The 19,612-nt window shown below is 37.4% G+C and carries 9 protein-coding genes, 2 tRNA genes and 3 rRNA genes; 12 read left to right on the forward strand and 2 right to left on the reverse strand.

The features are described from left to right. Positions 1–90 precede the first annotated feature (90 nt). The 4 genes from BIW12_RS13555 to BIW12_RS13570 all read left to right on the forward strand — a co-directional run bounded on the left by BIW12_RS13555 (position 91) and on the right by BIW12_RS13570 (position 7,730). The gene (locus tag BIW12_RS13555) at positions 91–2,439 is read left to right on the forward strand and encodes a beta-galactosidase (protein ID WP_071186431.1); all 2,349 of its coding nucleotides are present in this window, start codon (positions 91–93) and stop codon (positions 2,437–2,439) included. A gap of 184 nt (positions 2,440–2,623) precedes the next feature. Then, positions 2,624–5,527: an exo-beta-1,4-galactosidase gene (locus BIW12_RS13560; RefSeq protein ID WP_071185605.1), complete on the forward strand. Its 2,904-nt coding sequence runs from the start codon at positions 2,624–2,626 to the stop codon at positions 5,525–5,527. A gap of 189 nt (positions 5,528–5,716) precedes the next feature. Then, the gene (locus BIW12_RS13565; protein ID WP_071185606.1) at positions 5,717–6,547 is read left to right on the forward strand and encodes an HAD family hydrolase; all 831 of its coding nucleotides are present in this window, start codon (positions 5,717–5,719) and stop codon (positions 6,545–6,547) included. A gap of 226 nt (positions 6,548–6,773) precedes the next feature. Further along, on the forward strand, positions 6,774–7,730 hold the full coding sequence (locus BIW12_RS13570; protein WP_071185607.1) for a phosphoribosylaminoimidazolesuccinocarboxamide synthase: 957 nt from the start codon (positions 6,774–6,776) through the stop codon (positions 7,728–7,730). A gap of 82 nt (positions 7,731–7,812) precedes the next feature. Here BIW12_RS13570 and BIW12_RS13575 read toward each other — a convergent pair whose 3' ends face one another. Next, on the reverse strand, positions 7,813–8,901 hold the full coding sequence (locus BIW12_RS13575; RefSeq protein ID WP_071185608.1) for a M42 family metallopeptidase: 1,089 nt from the start codon (positions 8,899–8,901) through the stop codon (positions 7,813–7,815). Positions 8,902–8,983: 82 nt separating this feature from the next. Between BIW12_RS13575 and BIW12_RS13580 the strand changes: the two genes are divergently transcribed. The 6 genes from BIW12_RS13580 (at position 8,984) to rrf (ending at position 15,769) form a co-directional block, all read left to right on the forward strand. Then, on the forward strand, positions 8,984–9,661 hold the full coding sequence (locus BIW12_RS13580; RefSeq protein ID WP_071185609.1) for a DUF4294 domain-containing protein: 678 nt from the start codon (positions 8,984–8,986) through the stop codon (positions 9,659–9,661). 840 nt (positions 9,662–10,501) lie between these two features. Then, positions 10,502–12,015 (forward strand): 16S ribosomal RNA (locus tag BIW12_RS13585). A 131-nt stretch (positions 12,016–12,146) separates the two neighbouring features. Further along, a tRNA-Ile gene (locus BIW12_RS13590) sits at positions 12,147–12,220 on the forward strand. Positions 12,221–12,347: 127 nt separating this feature from the next. Next, positions 12,348–12,421 (forward strand) — tRNA-Ala (locus tag BIW12_RS13595). Positions 12,422–12,608: 187 nt separating this feature from the next. After that, positions 12,609–15,488, forward strand: a 23S ribosomal RNA gene (locus tag BIW12_RS13600). A 171-nt stretch (positions 15,489–15,659) separates the two neighbouring features. After that, a 5S ribosomal RNA gene (rrf, locus tag BIW12_RS13605) occupies positions 15,660–15,769 on the forward strand. Together the 16S, 23S and 5S rRNA genes with 2 tRNA genes alongside form the textbook arrangement of a ribosomal RNA operon. Before the next feature lie 81 nt (positions 15,770–15,850). On the opposite strand, the gene BIW12_RS13610 is transcribed toward rrf, so the two are convergent. Continuing rightward, a complete protein-coding gene (locus BIW12_RS13610) occupies positions 15,851–16,492 on the reverse strand; it encodes an endonuclease III domain-containing protein (protein ID WP_071185610.1) in 642 nt (213 codons plus the stop codon). 385 nt (positions 16,493–16,877) lie between these two features. Between BIW12_RS13610 and BIW12_RS13615 the strand changes: the two genes are divergently transcribed. Continuing rightward, positions 16,878–18,299 carry a glycogen synthase gene (locus BIW12_RS13615; RefSeq protein WP_071185611.1) on the forward strand — a complete coding sequence of 474 codons (1,422 nt, stop codon included), beginning with the start codon at positions 16,878–16,880 and terminating at the stop codon, positions 18,297–18,299. Next, positions 18,296–19,576, forward strand: a complete 1,281-nt coding sequence (locus BIW12_RS13620) for a glucose-1-phosphate adenylyltransferase (protein ID WP_071185612.1) — start codon at positions 18,296–18,298, stop codon at positions 19,574–19,576. The genes BIW12_RS13615 and BIW12_RS13620 overlap by 4 nt, the downstream gene beginning before the upstream one ends. Positions 19,577–19,612 lie beyond the last annotated feature (36 nt).

A 19,612-nucleotide genomic window follows, 5' to 3' on the forward strand; every position in this document is an offset into this window, starting at 1 on the left:
ATCGAAAATAATCTGGAATAAAGTGAATTTTAATTTTGGATTCCTACAAGGTAAATGTATTTTTGGAAAAACAAGATTACTGTAAAACACATGAGAATATCAAAATTAATTCTTGCCCTGCTAATTTTTATGAGTTTGGCAAATCATGCTCAAACTTCTGGAAAAGCTGGAACTTTTGAGGCTGGAGAAAAAGCATTTCTATTAAACGGAAAACCATTTTTAGTACGTGCTGGAGAAATCCACTTTCCGAGAATTCCCAGAGAATATTGGGAACAACGCATTCAAATGTGTAAAGCCATGGGGATGAATACCATTTGTATTTATCTTTTTTGGAATTTTCATGAGCAACAACCAGATCAATTTGATTTTACAGGACAAAAAGATGTAGCCGAATTTGTGCGACTTGTTCAAAAAAACGGAATGTATTGTGTAGTTCGTCCCGGACCTTACGTTTGTGCCGAATGGGATATGGGCGGTTTGCCTTGGTGGTTATTGAAAAAGAAAGATCTTCAGGTTCGAACGTCTAATGATTCGTATTTTATGGAACGTTCTTTAAAATATTTAAAAGAAGTAGGGAAACAATTGGCTCCGTACCAAATTCAAAATGGCGGAAATATTATCATGGTTCAGGTCGAAAATGAATATGGTGTTTTCGGGAATGATCTGGGTTATATGAACCAAATTCGTGATGCTGTTCGTGCTTCAGAATTTGACAAGGTTCAATTGTTCCGTTGCGACTGGAGTTCGAATTTCTTTAAATATGATGTAGAAGGAGTTTACACGGCATTAAATTTTGGTGCTGGTTCAAATATTGATAAACAGTTTGAAAAGTATAAAGAAATTTATCCGAAAGCGCCGCTCATGTGCAGCGAATATTGGACGGGTTGGTTTGATTACTGGGGAAGAGCACATGAAACCCGATCAATTAGCAGTTTTATAGGTAGTTTAAAAGACATGTTGGATCGTAATATTTCATTTAGTTTGTATATGGCGCATGGTGGAACTTCTTTTGGACAATGGGGTGGAGCCAATTCGCCTCCGTTTGGTGCGATGGTTTCTTCTTATGATTACAATGCTCCAATTAATGAAGCAGGAAAGCCTACAGACAAATTTTACGCAGTGCGTGATTTGATGAAAAATTATCTGAATCCTGGCGAAACTATTCCAGAACCGCCAGCCAATTATCCTGTAATTTCGATTCCTAAGATTACATTTAATGAATCAGCATCGCTTTTTGAAAATCTTCCAAAAGCTAATAAATCAGAATTAATCCAACCGATGGAAAATTTTGATCAGGGCTGGGGGCGCATTTTGTATCGTACCAAATTACCAGAAAGTGCCACTTCATTTGATATAAAAATTACGGATTTGCATGATTGGGCTGCTATTTATATCAATGGAAAATTGATTGGAAATTTAGATCGTCGAAAAGATCAGAATACAATAAAACTACCTGCAGCAAAAAAAGGTGATGTCCTTGATATTTTAGTTGATGCTTTGGGCAGAGTGAATTATGGAAAAACCATTATTGACCGTAAAGGAATTACGGAGAAAGTAGAAATGCTGGTGGGTTCAACTGCTACTAATCTGACCAATTGGGAAGTTTTTAATTTTCCGGTAGATTATGATTTTCAAAAGAAAATGAAATTCAAAAAAGCCAAAGCCAATGGTCCGGCTTGGTACAAAGCTACTTTCGAATTGAATTCTGTAGGCGATACCTACATTGACATGAGTTCTTGGGGCAAAGGAATGGTTTGGGTAAACGGATATAATATTGGTCGTTATTGGAAAATTGGACCACAACAAACCTTGTTTATGCCTGGATGTTGGTTGAAAAAAGGCAAAAATAAGATTATCATTCTTGATTTAGAAAAGCCAAAACAAACTCAGGTTACAGGAGTAACGGTTCCTGTTTTAGACAAAATTGTAGTAGACGAATCGCTTTTGCACCGTAAAAAAGGAGAAATTTTGGATTTATCTGCTGAAACACCTGCAAATCAGGGAGAGTTAAGCAGCGGTCAGGGTTGGAAAGAAGTCATTTTCGAAAAAGAATTCGAAGGTCAGTATTTTTGTTTTGAAGTTTTAAATTCTCAGAATCCTAAAGATACCAGCAGCAGTATTGCTGAAATTGAATTGATTGGTACTGATGGTTTGCCAGTCAATCGTTCTAAATGGAAGATTGTTTACGCTGATAGCGAAGAAGTTTCAGTAGGAAATTATTCGGCTGAAAAAATATTCGATCAACAGGAGTCTACTTTTTGGTCGACTGCCTGGACGGTTTCAAAAACGCCACATCCGCATCAGGTTGTTGTAAACATGGAAGAATCTGTTAAAATTAAAGGATTTAAATATTTGCCCCGTACGGATAAAAGTACCAATGGAAATGTAAAAAACTATCGTTTTTATATTAAACCAAGCTCATTTACAATTAAAAAATAATATGATTGTCCGCTAAGCGGACTAAAAATTCAATAATGGCACACGGATGACACAGATTAGACAGATTTTCGCTGATTGTTATATAAAAATCTGTTTTTTTATCAGTTTAAATCCGTGTCATCCGTGTGCCATTTTAAAAATTGTTACTAGTAACGCATAGTCATAAAAAAATAAATACAATCTAATGAAAAAACTCAATTACGTCTGTCTTCTTTTGGCAATTCTATTTTCTTTAAGCAGTTTTAAAGGAAAAGACGAAGTGATTAATCTGGATGGTAATTGGCATTTTGAAATTGATCGAAATGACGAAGGAATCACTGGAAAATGGTACAATAGAAATCTTTCGGATAATATCAAGTTGCCGGGTTCGATGGCGGAATTCTTAAAAGGAGACGAAATTACCTTAAAAACAAAGTGGACAGGTTCTATTTATGATAGTTCCTTTTACTTTAGACCGAGTTTAAAAAAATACCGTCAACCGGGAAATATTCACATTCCTTTTTGGCTGACTCCGGCAAAACATTATGTTGGAGCTGCCTGGTACCAAAAAGAAGTGGACATTCCTGCTAAATGGAAAGGCAAACGCATTATTCTTCATTTAGAAAGAACGCATATTGAGACCAGAGTTTGGGTAAACGATAAAGAAGTAGGCTTGCAAAACTCCTTAGTGGCACCACATGTTTATGACTTAACGTCTTATTTGACGGAAGGAAAACAGCGTATTTCTATTCGAATAGACAACAGCATCAAAGAAATCAATGTTGGTCCTGATTCGCATAGTATTACTGATCATACACAAGGAAACTGGAATGGAATTATTGGTAAAATTGCATTAGAAGCTATTGCACCTGTTTATATAGATGATGTTCAAATTTATCCTGATTTAAAAAACCGAAAAGCGCGTGTGAAAATTACGATCAATAATACCACTCCAGCTATTTTTAGCGGAAGAATAGCTATTTCGGCAAAAAGTTTCAACAGCTCTAAGTCTGATAAAACTAAGGAAATAGAGAGCAAAATTGTCGTAGCTGCATCAGATACTAAAACTTTTGAACTGGATTTGCCTTTTGGAAAAGGAATGCTGACCTGGGACGAATTTGATCCTGCTTTGTATCATTTGGATGTAAATTTAGAAGCCAAAGGAATTAAAGCCAATAAAAAAGTTCAGTTTGGAATGCGTGAATTTAAAATTAACGGAAACCAATTTTTAATCAATGGCAATCCTGTTTTCCTGAGAGGAACGGTTCATAATTGCGAATTTCCATTAACAGGTTATCCGGCAACAACTGTAGATGCCTGGGAGAAAATTTTCCAGAAAATCAAATCTTATGGTTTGAACCACGTTCGTTTTCATTCCTGGTGTCCGCCAGAAGCCGCTTTTATTGCAGCTGATAAAGTGGGACTTTATATGCAACCCGAAGGCCCGAGTTGGCCTAATCACGGTCCTAAAATAGGATTGGGGCAGCCAGTGGATAAATATTTGTATGATGAAACCATAAGAATGGCTAAAGAATATGGCAATTATGCTTCTTTTACCATGTTGTCAGCAGGAAATGAACCTGCAGGAAATCAGGTAAAATATTTGAATGCCTTTGTTGATTTCTGGAAAGCCAAGGACAATCGAAGAGTATATACAGGAATGTCGGTAGGCGGAAGCTGGCCTGTAGTTCCTAATGCTGAATACCAATCCCGTGGTGGAGTAAGAGGTTTAGAATGGAAAAAAATGCCTGAAACCGAATCGGATTTTAGTGCTGGTATTGCACCGTTTAAAGTTCCTTTTGTGGCACACGAAATTGGTCAGTATTGTGTTTTTCCTAATTTCGAAGAAATTCAAAAATACAAAGGAGTTTACAGAGCTAAAAACTTTGAAATGTTCCGTCAGGATTTAGCAGATCATAATATGGCCGATCAGTCTAAAGATTTCCTGAATGCTTCTGGAAAATTACAGGTTTTATGTTATAAAGGCGAAATTGAAAAAATGTTGAGAACCCCAGGTTATGCTGGTTTTCAGGCGCTGGGTTTACAGGATTTTCCAGGTCAGGGAACAGCTCTTGTAGGGGTGCTGGATGCCTTTTTTCAGGAAAAAGGATATGTTACAGCTAAAGAATATTCGAGATTTACAAATGCAACCGTTCCTTTGGCTAAGATTCCAAAATTTGTTTACAATAATGGTGAAACTTTTAAGGCTGAAATTGTTCTTTTTCACTCGGGAAAAACGCCATTGCAAAATGCAGTAATCAGTTGGACCATTAAAAATGAAAAAGGAGCAACTGTTTCTTCTGGAAAATTCGATCCTAAAACATACGAAAACGGAAATGGTATCATCGTTGGAAATCTTAGTTTCGCATTAAATGATGTTAAGGTTGCCTCAAAATTAAATTTGGAAGTAAAAGTCAATAATACGGCTTTTGCCAACGATTGGAATTTTTGGGTATATCCAAATAGAAATCCTGAAATTTCCTCTTCTATTTATTACACCGCAGTCTTAGATGATAAGGCAAAAGAAGTGTTGAATAAGGGAGGAAAAGTATTCTTGAATGCTGCAGGAAAAGTGGTGAAAGGAAAAGAAGTAGAAATGCATTTTCTACCTGTTTTCTGGAATACATCCTGGTTTAAAATGCGTCCTCCTCATGTTACCGGAATGCTGATTCAGGATAAAAGTCCTGCTTTTGCAGACTTTCCAACTAGTTTCCACAGTGATTTACAATGGTGGGATATTCAAAACCGCGCCCAAGTTATGAATTTGGAAGATTTCCCTGCTGATTTCCGTCCGTTGATTCAGCCTATTGATACCTGGTTTATGAATCGAAGACTGGCTTTAGTTTTTGAAGCACAAGTAGGAAAAGGAAAAATTATAGTAAGTAGTGCTAATTTAGGACCGGATGTTCAAGATAAACCCGCTTCGAGAGAATTGTTTTTCTCACTGCAAAACTATATGAATTCAGATCAATTCAACCCTAAAAATCAATTGACTCTTGATGTGATACAGGATATTTTTGTCAGTCCATCCAAAGAACAATTTCAAACTTATACAAAAGATAGCCCTGATGAGTTGAAGCCCAATTCGAATCAGAATAAGGTGAAGTAAAACAATAGCAATAGCAATATAAAGGACTACGACTTTAACTTTAAGTCGTAGTTTTTTTATGGAAAATTTTAAGGAAAGTCAGTCAAGTCAAAATTAGTAATACGTTAATTTGCTGTTATTTCAATTGGTTTAGGGGGAGTTTTCCGTGTATTTTCAATATTTTTGCAATACATTAGAGTGAAAGAGAATATGATAAAAGAAAATATAAAAGTAATCATTAGTGATTTAGACGGAACATTATTAAACAGTGACCACCGAATTTCAGATTACACCAAAGAGGTTTTTAGAGAATTATACAATCAGAATTATTTAATTATTGTTGCTACAGGTCGTCATCATTTAGACGCCATGCCTATAATTGAAACTTTAGGTTTCCCTATTTATTTAGTAACTTCTAACGGAGCCCGAATTCATGCACCAAATAAAGAATTGCTTTTTGCCACTAACATGGAAAGTGAGGCTGTGAAATCGGTTTTGGAAATGGATATTCCTGCCGAATTTACTACCGTTCTTTTTAAAGAAAATGTTTGGCAAACCAATAAACACAATGATAAATTATTAGAATTTCAAACAGAACTGAATTATGTTCCTGAATTGGTAAACTATAAAGAAGTAACCGATTTTGACGTAATTAAAATATTTTTTACTCACGAAAGTCATGGGAAATTAATTGAGTTAAGAGAAATGATTCTGGAGAAACATCCTGATATTTTTAGTCATGCTTTTAGTTTGCCGCATTGTTTGGAATTTATGGATAAATCAGTTGATAAAAGTGTGGCAATTGCCCGTATTTTAGAAATGGAAAACTATCAATTTCATCAGTCAGTTTCTTTTGGAGATGGTTATAATGACGAAAGAATGCTAACCTCTACAGCTAAAGGTTTATTGATGGGTAATGCTCCTGATAGTTTGAAAAATAAATTGTCTCACCTTGAAGTAATTTTAAAAAATCATGAAGATGGTGTTGCTAATTATTTGGCTGATAAAATTTTGAATAATGTGAGTTTGGAAGCTAAATAAGAAAAATTTAACCACAGATTAGCACAGGTTTTTTCTTTGTTAACTTAGTGAAACCTTGATGCTTTGCGGTTAAAAAATAATAAATACCGATTTTTATCATTTTTCAAATCTTTAAAATCCTTTTAATCTGTGGCATTTTTTAAAGGAATAGGGGTGTTTCCTTGTTTTTCTGTCTAAAATAATCCTAAATTTGCATTCTTATAAAATCAACGAAATACGTATCTAAATGAGTAATACAATCACTACTACTAATTTTAATTTTCCAGGGCAAAAATCAGTTTACAGAGGGAAAGTAAGAGAAGTTTATAATATTAATGACGAATTATTAGTAATGGTGGCAACCGACAGGCTTTCGGCTTTTGATGTTGTTTTACCAAAAGGAATTCCGTATAAAGGACAAATCCTAAACCAAATTGCTACTAAATTCATGGAGTTGACTCAGGATATTGTTCCAAACTGGTTGATTGCTACTCCGGATCCAAGTGTTGCTGTAGGTCATTTATGTGAGCCTTTCAAGGTAGAAATGGTTATTAGAGGTTATTTATCAGGTCATGCTTCACGCGAATATGCTGCTGGAAAAAGGCAAATTTGTGGAGTAGCGATGGCCGAAGGTCTAAAAGAAAATGATAAATTTCCGGAGCCAATTATCACACCAACTACAAAAGCCGATAATGGAGAACACGATGCTGATATTTCCAGAGAAGACATTCTTTCTAAAGGAATCGTAAGTGAAGAAGATTATTTGGTTTTAGAGAAATATACCAGAGCTTTGTTTCAAAGAGGAACTGAAATTGCTGCCAGCCGCGGATTGATTTTAGTGGATACCAAATATGAATTTGGAAAAACAAAAGACGGACAAATTGTGTTGATTGACGAAATCCATACTCCGGATTCTTCCCGTTATTTTTATGCCGAAGGTTATCAGGAAAGACAAGACAACGGACAAGAGCAAAAACAATTATCGAAAGAATTTGTACGTCGTTGGTTAATTGAAAATGGTTTCCAAGGACAAGAAGGACAACAAATTCCTGAAATGACGGATGCTTATATCGAAACGGTTTCGGACAGATATATTGAATTATATGAAAATATCATTGGAGAAAAATTTGTAAAAGCTGATATTTCGAACATCAATGAAAGAATCGAAAAGAATGTTTTGGCTTATTTATCAGGCCAAAAATAATTTCGAAAAGAATTAAAAATCAAAAGTCGCAATTTCAAAAATAGAAAATTGCGACTTTTTTTATGAATTGTTAGAAACGGTATTATTTAAAATAAGAGAAAGTTTCATTGTTCTCTATTTTAAGTATCGTTTCATAAATCAATTTGATTACGTTTTCAACATCTTCTTTATGTACCATTTCGACTGTGGTGTGCATGTAACGCAACGGAAGAGAAATCAAAGCCGAAGCCACTCCGCCATTACTGTAGGCAAAAGCATCAGTATCGGTTCCTGTAACGCGTGAAGAAGCCAGACGTTGAAAAGGAATTTCTTTTTCTTCGGCAGTAGTAATAATTAAGTCTCTCAAATTGTTTTGTACAGCCGGAGCATAAGTAATAACCGGCCCTTTACCAATTTTTGTTTCGCCTTCGATTTTCTTATCAATCATTGGAGTAGTAGAATCGTGGCACACATCAGTAATAATGGCAACATTTGGTTTTATGGTTTGTGTAATCATTTCGGCACCACGCAAACCTACTTCTTCCTGAACGGCATTGGTAATATACAATCCAAAAGGTAATTTTACTTTGTTTTCATGCAAAAGTCGGGCAACTTCAGCAATCATAAAACCACCCATGCGATTATCGATAGCTCGACAAACTAATTTGTTTTCGTTTAAAACTATAAATTCGTCGGGATAAGTAATCACACACCCCACATGAACACCTAGTTTTTCAACCTGTTCTTTAGTTTCGCAACCTAAATCAATAAAGATATTGCTGATTTTTGGGTTTTCTTCCTTGTCTCTGTTTCGGGTGTGTATAGCTGGCCAACCGAAAACACCTTTTACAATACCATTTTTAGTATGAATGTTTACACGTTTTGAAGGTGCAATTTGGTGATCAGAACCTCCGTTTCTAATTACGTATATCAAACCGTCTTCGGTAATATAATTTACATACCAGGAAATTTCATCGGCGTGACCTTCAATTACAACTTTAAAAGGAGCGTCCGGGTTGATGATTCCTACAGCTGTTCCGTAGGTGTCGGTCATAAAAGTATCAACATACGGCTTAAGATATTCCATCCATATCTTTTGTCCACTGCTTTCGTAACCTGTTGGCGAAGCATTATTAAGGTAGCTTTCTAAAAAAGCCATTGAATCATTGTTCAGTATTGATTTTGTACTCATAAAAATATTTTTTCGCTAAAATATAAATTTGCTATTACAGTTGCATAGATATTGTATAATTTTACATCAAAATATTGTCTTTATGAAATCTGTTTATTTTTTAATATTCTTTTTATTTGTATCATTTTATGGTTTTAGTCAGGGAGTAGTACCTTATGACCCCAATGCCATGGGATATGTGCTGACCGAAAAAGACAGTGTATTAAGTGATACAATAAGACTGCCTGAGATTATTATTTCAAATGAAAAACTCGATCCTGAAGCTAAAAAGCAATACCTCATTTTGCAAAGTCGTGTTTACAGAACCTATCCTTATGCTAAATTAGCTGCTGATAGACTGGTGAATTTGAATAAAGGGATGGATCGTCTTACATCTGAAAGAGAAAAGAAAAGGTATTTTAAAATAGTTGAAGACTATCTTACTAATGAGTTTGAAGCTAGGCTTAAAAAATTGTCTCGTAGTCAGGGACGAATTTTAGTAAAGCTAATCCATCGCCAGACAGGAACAACGACTTATGAATTGATTAAGAAATTGAAAAGTGGCTGGAAAGCTTTCTGGTCTAATACAGCAGCGAGTATGTTTGATATCAATTTGAAATCTGAATATGCACCTTTTGAATCTAACGAGGATTATTTAATAGAAAATATTCTCAAAGAAGCCTTTGAAACCGGTCGATTACCAAATCAGCCGGCAGCAACTCCTGTAGATGTGGATAAGTTAAATGAGTATTGGGAATCTAAATTGTCTGCTAAACCTTAAAAACCTAATCATACCTTATATAAGAAGCTTACACTATATTTATATTACAGTGTAAGCTTTTTTATTTTGAAGCTATTTCCCGCTATCCGTTTCAATCTTTAGTGCCGTCCCGAGGCTTCGGGACCGGCACTAAAGGATTTTCACTACTATCGGGGCTAGTAAATCGTGCTAGAAATAGCGAGATGTACTAATATATTAAGTATAGTTTGTTAGAAAAGCCTTTGCGGGCTTTGTGTTTTCTTGGTGTTCTTTGTGTTTAAAATAGCGTTAACAATTCTAAAACCTTACAAAACTCAAAAAAGCTAAAAAATAAAAACCACGTTTTCAGAGTGTTAAAAAATACTTTCAAAATAGTTTCGAAAAGTTATTGTCAAAACGAATAAAGGTTCTACTTTTGCACCCGCAACAGCGCAGACGTTCATTAAAATACTGGCAAACATTAAATCTAAATTAGAGATTTATTTCTAAAAAAAAGGTTTAAAAAAGTTTGTGAGATTTAAAAACAGATGTTACATTTGCACCCCGCAAAAGCGACAAGTTATTTGAAAAGCTGGTAAGGAATTGAGAAGAAAAGAAGAGTAAGATTTTCTAAAAAAAACTTTAAAAATTTCTTGCGAGATTAAAAAGAAGTTGTACTTTTGCACCCGCTTCGAGAGACATGCTACGGTGTGAAAAACGAAGAGAAAAAATAAGAAGAACACGTTCCTAGACATATTGAATTGACAGCCGTCCCGATTAATCGGGACAAAAGAATAAGAGTAATAGAATCGAGAGATTAGAATAAAACCACTAGAACTTCAGTCAAATAATAAATAGTCCGCCACGGCGGACAAACAATATACGATGAAGAGTTTGATCCTGGCTCAGGATGAACGCTAGCGGCAGGCTTAACACATGCAAGTCGAGGGGTATAGTTTTTCGGAACTAGAGACCGGCGCACGGGTGCGTAACGCGTATGCAATCTACCTTTCACAGAGGGATAGCCCAGAGAAATTTGGATTAATACCTCATAGTATAGCAGTTTCGCATGAAACCACTATTAAAGTCACAACGGTGAAAGATGAGCATGCGTCCCATTAGCTTGTTGGTAAGGTAACGGCTTACCAAGGCTACGATGGGTAGGGGTCCTGAGAGGGAGATCCCCCACACTGGTACTGAGACACGGACCAGACTCCTACGGGAGGCAGCAGTGAGGAATATTGGTCAATGGACGCAAGTCTGAACCAGCCATGCCGCGTGCAGGATGACGGTCCTATGGATTGTAAACTGCTTTTGTACAGGAAGAAACACTCCTTCGTGAAGGAACTTGACGGTACTGTAAGAATAAGGATCGGCTAACTCCGTGCCAGCAGCCGCGGTAATACGGAGGATCCAAGCGTTATCCGGAATCATTGGGTTTAAAGGGTCCGTAGGCGGTTTAGTAAGTCAGTGGTGAAAGCCCATCGCTCAACGGTGGAACGGCCATTGATACTGCTAGACTTGAATTACTAGGAAGTAACTAGAATATGTAGTGTAGCGGTGAAATGCTTAGAGATTACATGGAATACCAATTGCGAAGGCAGGTTACTACTAGTTTATTGACGCTGATGGACGAAAGCGTGGGTAGCGAACAGGATTAGATACCCTGGTAGTCCACGCCGTAAACGATGGATACTAGCTGTTGGGAGCAATTTCAGTGGCTAAGCGAAAGTGATAAGTATCCCACCTGGGGAGTACGGGCGCAAGCCTGAAACTCAAAGGAATTGACGGGGGCCCGCACAAGCGGTGGAGCATGTGGTTTAATTCGATGATACGCGAGGAACCTTACCAAGGCTTAAATGTAGATTGACCGGTTTGGAAACAGACTTTTCGCAAGACAATTTACAAGGTGCTGCATGGTTGTCGTCAGCTCGTGCCGTGAGGTGTCAGGTTAAGTCCTATAACGAGCGCAACCCCTGTTGTTAGTTGCCATCGAGTCATGTCGGGAACTCTAACGAGACTGCCAGTGCAAACTGTGAGGAAGGTGGGGATGACGTCAAATCATCACGGCCCTTACGCCTTGGGCTACACACGTGCTACAATGGCCGGTACAGAGAGCAGCCACTGGGTGACCAGGAGCGAATCTACAAAGCCGGTCACAGTTCGGATCGGAGTCTGCAACTCGACTCCGTGAAGCTGGAATCGCTAGTAATCGGATATCAGCCATGATCCGGTGAATACGTTCCCGGGCCTTGTACACACCGCCCGTCAAGCCATGGAAGCTGGGGGTGCCTGAAGTCGGTGACCGCAAGGAGCTGCCTAGGGTAAAACTGGTAACTAGGGCTAAGTCGTAACAAGGTAGCCGTACCGGAAGGTGCGGCTGGAACACCTCCTTTCTAGAGCCTTAGTGTTAGCTATATGCACGCTAAGGAAAAAGACGAAAAGAACTATTGGTCATTAATATTGACATTTTATTACTCTTGCTGTTAATTTAAAAAAAAAGAATAAGAATTTAAGTAAAAAACAGAGTCTCGTAGCTCAGCTGGTTAGAGTACTACACTGATAATGTAGGGGTCGGCAGTTCGAGTCTGCCCGGGACTACTTTTTAAGACAAAAACTTAAAAAGACTGTAAAAAACTTAAAAGGAAATTTTAGAAGTTGAGTTGCACTATTAGTGACGAACCGTATAGGACTGTTAACTAAAAACTGTTAACTGTACACTAAAACCGGGGGATTAGCTCAGCTGGCTAGAGCGCCTGCCTTGCACGCAGGAGGTCAACGGTTCGACTCCGTTATTCTCCACAAAAAAGTACAAAGATATAAGTACAAAGTATCAAGACAATGTCTTAATACTTAATACAAAAATCTTAATACTTATTAAAGTTCATTGACATATTGAGATAAAAAATATTAAAAAGTAGAAAGCGTTTTCTATTATTTATAATAGGAAACAAACAAAACGGTCTTGTTTTAATTAACAAGATTGGTACAATAAGCAAAATAAGGGCGTATGGGGGATGCCTAGGCTCTCAGAGGCGATGAAAGGCGTGATAAGCTGCGAAAAGCTACGGGGATCTGCACACAAGATTTGATCCGTAGATACCTGAATGGGGCAACCCACTATGTTGAAGACATAGTACACCGATAGGTGGGCAAACCCGCTGAACTGAAACATCTAAGTAGGCGGAGGAGAAGAAAACAAAAGTGATTCCGTAAGTAGTGGCGAGCGAACGCGGATTAGCCCAAACCAATGTTGTTACGGCAATGTTGGGGTTGTAGGACCACGAGATTTTATGCATGAAGAATTAGAATCTACTGGAAAGTAGAGCCAAAGAGAGTGATAGCCTCGTATAAGTAATGATTGTAATAGATAGTGGTATCCTGAGTAGGGCGGGGCACGTGAAACCCTGTCTGAATTTGGCGGGACCATCCGCTAAGGCTAAATACTCCTGAGAGACCGATAGTGAACCAGTACTGTGAAGGAAAGGTGAAAAGAACCGTGAATAACGGAGTGAAATAGATCCTGAAACCATACGCTTACAAGCGGTCGGAGCCCTTTTGTGGGGTGACGGCGTGCCTTTTGCATAATGAGCCTACGAGTTAACGTTGCTGGCAAGGATAAGTACTTCAGGTATGGATCCGTAGCGAAAGCGAGTCTGAATAGGGCGCTTTAGTCAGTAGTGTTAGACGCGAAACCGTGTGATCTACCCATGGGCAGGTTGAAGCTGTGGTAACACACAGTGGAGGACCGAACCGGTTGACGTTGAAAAGTCTTCGGATGACCTGTGGGTAGGGGTGAAAGGCCAATCAAACTCGGAAATAGCTCGTACTCCCCGAAATGCATTTAGGTGCAGCGCTAGATATAAGTTATATAGAGGTAGAGCTACTGATTGGATGCGGGGGCTTCACCGCCTACCAATTCCTGACAAACTCCGAATGCTATATAATGTTCTCTAGCAGTGAGGGCTTGGGTGCTAAGGTCCAAGTCCGAGAGGGAAAGAACCCAGACCATCAGCTAAGGTCCCCAAATATATGTTAAGTTGAAAGAACGCGGTTTGTCTGCCCAGACAGCTAGGATGTTGGCTTGGAAGCAGCCATTCATTTAAAGAGTGCGTAACAGCTCACTAGTCGAGCGGACGAGCATGGATAATAATCGGGCATAAACATATTACCGAAGCTATGGATTTTGCGTAAGCAAAGTGGTAGGGGAGCATTCCAGCAGGGTTGAAGGTGTATCGTAAGGTATGCTGGACTGGCTGGAAAAGAAAATGTAGGCATAAGTAACGATAATGCGGGCGAGAAACCCGCACACCGAAAGACTAAGGTTTCCACAGCTATGCTAATCAGCTGTGGGTTAGTCGGGACCTAAGGCGAACCCGAAAGGGACAGTCGATGGACCACGGGTTAATATTCCCGTACTACTGTTAACTGTGATGGGGTGACGGAGTGATGAAAGCGCCGCGAACTGACGGAATAGTTCGTTAAAGTACCTAGCTATATTCTCTATAGGCAAATCCGTAGAGAATGGTGAAATACGATAGTACACGGAGACTTCGGTTGAAGTGATAGTGCGCCTAAGGGCTTCCAAGAAAAACCTCTAAACTTCAGGTTAATAGTACCCGTACCGCAAACCGACACAGGTAGTCGAGATGAGAATTCTAAGGTGCTCGAGAGATTCATGGCTAAGGAATTAGGCAAAATAGACCCGTAACTTCGGGAGAAGGGTCGCCCGCCGTAAGGCGGGCCGCAGTGAAGAGGTCCAGGCGACTGTTTATCAAAAACACAGGGCTCTGCAAAATCGTAAGATGAAGTATAGGGCCTGACACCTGCCCGGTGCTGGAAGGTTAAGAGGAGATGTTATCTTCGGAGAAGCATTGAATTGAAGCCCCAGTAAACGGCGGCCGTAACTATAACGGTCCTAAGGTAGCGAAATTCCTTGTCGGGTAAGTTCCGACCTGCACGAATGGTGTAACGATCTGGACACTGTCTCAGCCATGAGCTCGGTGAAATTGTAGTAACGGTGAAGATGCCGTTTACCCGCAGTGGGACGAAAAGACCCTGTGCACCTTTACTATAGCTTAGTATTGACCTTGGATAAATGATGTGTAGGATAGGTTGGAGACTGTGAAGTGGCGTCGCCAGGCGTTGTGGAGTCATTGTTGAAATACAACCCTTTGTTTATCTGAGGCCTAACCCCCAACCGGGGGGACATTGCTTGGTGGGTAGTTTGACTGGGGTGGTCGCCTCCAAAAGAGTAACGGAGGCTTCTAAAGGTTCCCTCAGTACGCTTGGTAACCGTGCGAAGAGTGCAATGGCATAAGGGAGCTTGACTGAGAGACATACAGGTCGATCAGGTACGAAAGTAGAGCATAGTGATCCGGTGGTTCCGCATGGAAGGGCCATCGCTCAAAGGATAAAAGGTACGCCGGGGATAACAGGCTGATCTCCCCCAAGAGCTCATATCGACGGGGGGGTTTGGCACCTCGATGTCGGCTCGTCACATCCTGGGGCTGGAGAAGGTCCCAAGGGTTGGGCTGTTCGCCCATTAAAGTGGCACGCGAGCTGGGTTCAGAACGTCGTGAGACAGTTCGGTCTCTATCTACTGTGGGCGCAAGAAATTTGAGTGGATCTGATTCTAGTACGAGAGGACCGAATTGGACTAACCTCTAGTGTATCTGTTGTCACGCCAGTGGCACTGCAGAGTAGCTACGTTGGGAAGGGATAAGCGCTGAAAGCATATAAGCGCGAAACCCACCACAAGATGAGATTTCTTTTAAAGGTCGTGGGAGATGACCACGTTGATAGGCTATAGGTGTAAAGGCAGTAATGTCATAGCCGAGTAGTACTAATAACCTGTAAGCTTATGTACATCCGCTTGTCCCGATGTAAATCGGGACAGCAAACTTTCTAATGACAATTTAAATTATTTATCTCAGTATGTTAAGATATTTGCTCGACGCGAGCAGTTATGAGTTTTGAGTTATAAGTTAAGAGTTTAAAAACTGCAAACTATAAACTGTGAACTGAAAACTAACAACCTTAAGGTGGTTATTGCGGCGGGGCTCACCTCTTCCCATCCCGAACAGAGTAGTTAAGCCCGCCTGCGCAGATGGTACTGCAGTTTTGTGGGAGAGTATGTCGTCGCCTTTCTTTGAAAACCCTATCCTAATCAGATAGGGTTTTTTGTTTTATACTGTCTTGTCCTGATACAGAATGTTGACTATAATTACTTTAAATGGATTTTTTGGGATATTTACAAACTGAATTTATCGGGCATTCTGAACATTTAGGTTTCGGTCTGCATATTTCTCTTCCTAAGAATGAAATTGCCATGCCGATTTCGTTCCAAATTTCTTTTGGTAAAACAGCCATTAATTGTTTTTCTGCTTTCAATCCGTCTTTTGTTGGATTAACTATTCCGATTCTTGGAACTACCCGGAGAACATGAAGGTCAGTCATTATTCCTTCTAATGTTTCTCCAGCTTCTTTCATAATTACATTGGCTGATTTTCGACCAATTCCTTTTATACTGGTTAATTCTCTCATTGTTAGAGGAATATTTTCCTCTTTTTTGATGGTCATCGCTAAGTTGATAATCCATTTAGCTTTGTTTTCGTAGAATTTAACCTGAAGAATATATGGAAATATAGCTTCAACTTTTGTTTTTGTTAAATTTTCTATATTTGGAAAAGCATCAAAGAAATTAGGGGTTATTCTGTTAATATTTTCATCTGAATCTTGAGCAGATAAAATGACCATAATTACTAATTCGTATAAATTACGGTATTTTAGCGGGTGTTTTCTTGATTTGTATTTATTCAGGATTGGATTTAATTCTTCTTTCCAATCTATTGTATCACTAAATAAGTCCATTTTCAAATTTAGTAAATTCTTTATCGTTATCAAATCATTACTATTTGATTTGTCTTACTGATTTTGGAATTATAATTATATAATTTTAAGCAATATATTATAAGAAAATAATGATTTTGTAGCGGCTTAATTTATGAATTATCAATTTCTATAATTTTAATTAAAAACTCATCTTTTTGAAAGGTTTTGATTATAAAAAAAGTTAATTTTAGAGGATAATATTTTTAAGTTTTTGGTGTTATTGTTTCTGTTTTTTACTATATTTAGAAAAAGTTAAAAATGATATCATTAATGATTTTGATAGTGTTTGTATTTATTTAATGATAATTTAACTAATCTTTTTTATAATATATTTTTTTAACCCTAATTAAACTTAAATCAATAAATGGAAATATTTCATATTAGTGCAGAGTGCTATCCGGTAGCTAAAGTAGGTGGTTTAGCTGATGTAGTAGGAGCCTTGCCAAAATACCAAAGTAATGCTGGTCATAAATTGCGGGTTGTAATGCCTTGTTATGAAACTAAATTCAGGGATGAAAATGAGTTTGAGTGTGTGCATTGGGGGGCGGTTCAGTTAGGGAATTTTAGTTTTCCTTTTAGTGTTCTTAAAGAAAAGACAGATAAGCTTGGTTTTGAATTGTATTTAATTGAAATACCTGAGCTTTTTGATAGAAAAGATGTTTATGGTTATGAGGATGATATTGAGCGTTTTGTTTCTTTTCAGATTGCAACTTTAGATTGGATTATTGGAAGAGAAACGATGCCAAATGTTGTTAATTGTCATGATCATCATACAGGTTTGATTCCGTTTATGATGCAAAATTGTCATAAGTACCATAAATTATTTAATACACCTTCGATGATTACTATTCACAATGGTTTGTATCAAGGGAAGTTTAGTTTCGAAAAGTTGAATTATTTTCCTGAATTTGATTTAGGTCATGTGAAAATTTTAGAATGGGATAATTGTATTAATTCATTGGCTGTTGGGGTCAAATGTGCTGCTGCTGTTACCACTGTTTCTCCAAGTTATTTGAATGAAATAAATTATTCGGCAAATGGTTTAGAATCACTTTTTAATCTTGTTCGTTATAAATCGAAAGGAATTTTGAATGGCATTGATGTACAAGTTTGGGATCCGGCAAAAGATAAAATGTTAGAAAAGAATTATTCTGTCTCCAATTTTGAGAAAGGAAAACAACAGAATAAAGAAATTCTTTGTACACTTTTTAATCTTGACCCAACCAAACCTCTGTTTAGTTTTATAGGTAGATTATGGGATGAAAAAGGAGGCGATTTATTACCACAGGCTTCGGCTTTAGCCTTGTCTGAGAATTATAAAGAGATTAATATTTTGATATTAGGTTCGGGAAATGTAAATATTGAGAACCAATTGAATAGTTTATTAGTCGATTATAAAGGAAATTACAACACATTTATAGGTTACAATGAAGAATTAGCGCATTTAATATATGCAGGAGCTGATTTCTTGTTGATGCCCTCACGAGTAGAACCTTGCGGATTGAATCAAATGTACTCTTTAAGATATGGAACTATTCCTATTGTTAGGAGAACAGGAGGATTGAAAGATACTGTGATTGATTTTGGAGACAATGGAAATGGAATTTGTCATGACCAATCTTCGGTTGGAGATATTTGTTATTCAATTCAAAGGGCAGTTAGCTTGTACAAGGATAAAGAGCAATTAAATCAAATTAGAAAAAAAGGAATGAGCACCGATCATTCCTGGGAAAAAGCCAGTCAGGAATATATAGAAATGTACAACTTAATACTTAACAAAATATGAAGGCAAAAAGAAAAAATGTTATTGCTATTATCTTAGGAGGAGGACAGGGATCCAGATTATATCCATTGACAGAAACGAGATCAAAACCAGCAGTACCAGTTGGGGGGAAATATAGATTGGTAGATATTCCTATTTCAAATTGTATGAATTCAGATATTTATAGAATGTTTGTTTTGACACAATTTAATTCGGCTTCATTGAATGCACATATCAAAAATACTTATGTTTTTAGTGCGTTTAGTCAGGCTTTTGTAGATATATTAGCAGCTGAACAAACTCCGGATAATCCAACCTGGTTTCAGGGAACTGCCGATGCAGTAAGACAATGTATGCCTCATTTTTTGAACCATAATTTTGATTACGCTTTGATTTTATCGGGAGACCAGTTGTATCAAATGGATTTTAATGATATGCTTGAAGAGCACATTAAAAAAGAAGCTGATATTACCATTGCTACATTGCCGGTTAATGCCAAAGATGCTCCTGAATTTGGAATATTAAAAACAAATAGTGATAGTTGTATAGAATCTTTTATTGAAAAACCTGCTAAAGAATTATTACCAGACTGGGAATCGGATGTGAGTGAAGAAATGAAAGCAGAGGGTAAAAATTATCTGGCTTCTATGGGTATTTATATTTTTAACAAACAACTTTTGGTGGATTTAATGGCTAATCCTGATACAAAAGATTTTGGTAAAGAAATTATTCCGCAGGCTGTTGGGAAGAATAAAATTCTTAGTTACCAATACGAAGGTTATTGGACTGATATTGGAAATATTGATTCATTCTTTGAAGCAAATATAGGATTGACTGAGGATGTGCCTAAGTTTAATTTGTTTGATGATGTTAACAAAATCTATACAAGGCCTCGAATGTTACCGCCATCTAAGTTTAAAAATACAATGGTAGATAAATCCTTAATTTCTGAAGGTTGTATTTTAAATGCTAAAGAAATAGTGCATTCGGTTATTGGAATTCGTTCTCGAATAGGAAAAGATTCAGTTGTTAAAAATACTTATGTAATGGGTAATGATTTTTATCAAAGTATTGAAGACATGGAAGTAGATTCTAAAAATAATAAAATATTAGTTGGTATAGGAGAAGGTTGCTATATCAATAATGCTTTAGTAGATAAAAATTGCCGAATTGGGAATAATGTTTACATTAATGGTGGTTCTCATTTAGAAAATACTACTACTGATTTGTATGCCATAAAAGATGGAATTGTCGTTATTAAAAAAGGTGTGACTTTGCCTGATAATTTTAGAATTGAATAAGTTAAATAAACTGTTTTTTTTATATCAATATTCTAT

Source organism: Flavobacterium commune (assembly GCF_001857965.1).
Lineage (GTDB): Bacteria > Bacteroidota > Bacteroidia > Flavobacteriales > Flavobacteriaceae > Flavobacterium > Flavobacterium commune.

What these genes read in the sequence shown, in the direction of transcription:
- BIW12_RS13555 (WP_071186431.1), top strand. Translation starts at nt 91, where the DNA reads ATGAGAATATCAAAATTAATTCTTGCCCTGCTAATTTTTATGAGTTTG.
- BIW12_RS13560 (WP_071185605.1), top strand. Translation starts at nt 2,624, where the DNA reads ATGAAAAAACTCAATTACGTCTGTCTTCTTTTGGCAATTCTATTTTCT.
- BIW12_RS13565 (WP_071185606.1), top strand. Translation starts at nt 5,717, where the DNA reads ATGATAAAAGAAAATATAAAAGTAATCATTAGTGATTTAGACGGAACA.
- BIW12_RS13570 (WP_071185607.1), top strand. Translation starts at nt 6,774, where the DNA reads ATGAGTAATACAATCACTACTACTAATTTTAATTTTCCAGGGCAAAAA.
- BIW12_RS13575 (WP_071185608.1), bottom strand. Translation starts at nt 8,901, where the DNA reads ATGAGTACAAAATCAATACTGAACAATGATTCAATGGCTTTTTTAGAA.
- BIW12_RS13580 (WP_071185609.1), top strand. Translation starts at nt 8,984, where the DNA reads ATGAAATCTGTTTATTTTTTAATATTCTTTTTATTTGTATCATTTTAT.
- BIW12_RS13610 (WP_071185610.1), bottom strand. Translation starts at nt 16,492, where the DNA reads ATGGACTTATTTAGTGATACAATAGATTGGAAAGAAGAATTAAATCCA.
- BIW12_RS13615 (WP_071185611.1), top strand. Translation starts at nt 16,878, where the DNA reads ATGGAAATATTTCATATTAGTGCAGAGTGCTATCCGGTAGCTAAAGTA.
- BIW12_RS13620 (WP_071185612.1), top strand. Translation starts at nt 18,296, where the DNA reads ATGAAGGCAAAAAGAAAAAATGTTATTGCTATTATCTTAGGAGGAGGA.